Annotated in this window: 4 protein-coding genes; 2 read left to right on the forward strand and 2 right to left on the reverse strand. The window is 53.7% G+C overall.

The genetic code is table 11. From position 1 onward, the window contains the following. Together WH5701_RS00070 and recA are read left to right on the forward strand one after the other, a co-directional pair. A partial coding sequence (locus WH5701_RS00070; RefSeq protein WP_037978933.1) for a hypothetical protein occupies positions 1–396 on the forward strand: 396 nt, incomplete at its 5' end. An 86-nt stretch (positions 397–482) separates the two neighbouring features. Next, the gene (gene recA / locus WH5701_RS00075) at positions 483–1,613 is read left to right on the forward strand and encodes a recombinase RecA (protein WP_009788940.1); all 1,131 of its coding nucleotides are present in this window, start codon (positions 483–485) and stop codon (positions 1,611–1,613) included. A gap of 6 nt (positions 1,614–1,619) precedes the next feature. Here the strand turns inward: recA and WH5701_RS00080 are convergent, their stop codons facing one another. Both WH5701_RS00080 and WH5701_RS15980 read right to left on the reverse strand, forming a co-directional pair. Continuing rightward, positions 1,620–1,964 (reverse strand): DUF1815 family protein, encoded by a 345-nt coding sequence (locus tag WH5701_RS00080; protein WP_009788941.1) that lies wholly within the window; start codon positions 1,962–1,964, stop codon positions 1,620–1,622. A gap of 83 nt (positions 1,965–2,047) precedes the next feature. Next, positions 2,048–2,191, reverse strand: a 144-nt coding sequence (locus tag WH5701_RS15980; protein WP_156776459.1) for a DUF2839 domain-containing protein, incomplete at its 5' end; no start/stop codon positions are given.

Here is a 2,191-nt window from a genome sequence, read left to right on the forward strand (position 1 = left end):
TTGGCGTTGCATCGCCCCTTCCCAGGCTTGGTGGAGCGGCTGCAATCCCTGGATGGTGAGGGTGTTGATTGGGCGGTTTTAACAACAAAGAGCGCAGCTTTTACGGCTGAATTGCTGGAGAGTCTCGCTTTGACGCCTTGGCGCCTGGATGGGCGAGAGGCCGGGGCGAAGCCTGATGTGTTGCGGCGCTTGCAAACCCAGCGTCGCGTCCATTCCTTCATCGAAGATCGGCGCGCAACGCTGGAAATGGTTTGCTCGACGCCTGGGCTGGAGTCTCTTCAGTGCTGGTTAGTTCGATGGGGCTATCTGAAACCCTCTGACCTCATTGGATTGCCATCTGGCATCCAGCTGATTGATTTGGTTGCTTTTGCCAAACCCCTAGCGCACTGGCCATAAGCCGTTAACGTACGTTTGTACTATCTGAGACGATTCGGCGCTTCTGTGGCATTGGGTCTCTCGTTCCTTAGCTTCAGATTGATTCCATGCCTGCTGACATGAAAACCACCGCTCCCGGTTCCGATGCTCGTTCCTCCGGAGAGCGCGATAAGGCGCTGAATTTGGTGCTCGGTCAAATCGAGCGCAACTTCGGCAAAGGCTCAATCATGCGCCTTGGTGATGCCTCCCGCATGAGGGTGGAAACCATCTCGACGGGGGCGTTGACCCTTGATTTGGCCCTCGGTGGTGGTTATCCGAAAGGACGTGTAGTTGAGATCTATGGCCCTGAAAGTTCAGGTAAAACCACGCTGACGCTCCATGCGATTGCTGAGGTTCAAAAGCGTGGCGGTGTTGCAGCGTTTGTCGATGCTGAGCATGCACTTGATCCCCATTACGCGGCATCCCTGGGCGTTGATGTTGAAAATCTTTTGGTGTCCCAGCCGGATACCGGTGAGATGGCACTGGAGATTGTTGACCAGCTCGTTCGTTCTGCTGCTGTCGACATTGTGGTGATCGACTCTGTGGCTGCCTTAACCCCTCGCTCAGAGATCGAGGGTGAGATGGGAGATGTCTCCGTTGGCAGTCAGGCGCGTCTGATGAGTCAGGCGATGCGAAAAATCACAGGAAACATCGGCAAGTCTGGTTGCACGGTGATTTTCTTGAACCAGTTGCGTTTGAAGATTGGGGTGATGTATGGAAATCCTGAGACCACCACTGGTGGTAACGCTCTGAAGTTTTATGCATCAGTTCGTCTTGATATACGGCGAATTCAAACTCTGAAAAAGGGCACAGAGGAGTTTGGAATTCGAGCCAAGGTGAAAGTGGCCAAAAATAAAGTTGCGCCTCCATTCCGTATCGCGGAATTCGATATCTTGTTCGGACGCGGCATCAGTACGCTTGGTTGTCTGCTGGATCTTGCAGAAGAAACCGGCGTGGTGGTTCGTAAAGGTGCTTGGTACAGCTACGAAGGCGACAACATTGGCCAAGGTCGCGACAACACCATCGTTTGGATGGAACAGAACCCCGAAGCTGCAACCACGATTGAAACGTTGGTGCGTCAAAAGCTCAGTGAGGGCACTGAAGTCACCGCTAATACGGTGAAGTCTTTGGCGCCAGCTGGGGCAAAGGCTGCATCGGATAAGCCGGTCGAAACGAAAGGAGCCAACGCTGCTGCTTAAGTTCGTTTAAGCCGTTTGAGCCATTGGTGCCGCGATGGCGCCTTGGCTCATTTGTACGAGGTCGGCCATTCGTTGGAGCTCATGGATGGCCTCTGCTCCTTCCAGCTTGACGAGCTCCCTTCCATTCCTGGACTCAACCCAGCTAATGCCGAAATCGGAAACCAGGAAGCGCACCATGTGCCCCTCTCCAATCTCTGCAACAAAGGAGGCTCCATGGCCATCTCGGCCATCCCCGCATGAATAACAAGTGGCGTTAGTTCCAGTGCTTTTCAGGCTTTTCGTTAATGCCTGAAGACTCATAACTAGATCCTGTACAACGGACTTGTAATGCTCCGCAAGCCGAGGAAACATGGCCGAGTCTTAAGTAGACTCAATCCTAAAGGTTTTCTTTTGATTCGTGGTTGATGGGGCGGCTGCTCCGGTGCAGCAGGTGGTCAGGGCATGTCTGACAGCGTCCACCATCCAGCCGCTGGTCCGATAAAGCGCACCGTGATCCAAAGAAGCACCATGGCACCAATGCCAAACCATGCCCCCCGCGTGGTGACGGCCACGAATTGTTGAGTCTGATTTTTTGTGAG

The sequence above is a fragment of the Synechococcus sp. WH 5701 genome (assembly GCF_000153045.1).
Classification (GTDB): Bacteria; Cyanobacteriota; Cyanobacteriia; order PCC-6307; family Cyanobiaceae; genus Regnicoccus_A; species Regnicoccus_A antarcticus.

Coding starts and splice junctions, on each gene's coding strand:
- recA (WP_009788940.1), top strand. CDS start 483: ATGCCTGCTGACATGAAAACCACCGCTCCCGGTTCCGATGCTCGTTCC.
- WH5701_RS00080 (WP_009788941.1), bottom strand. CDS start 1,964: ATGTTTCCTCGGCTTGCGGAGCATTACAAGTCCGTTGTACAGGATCTA.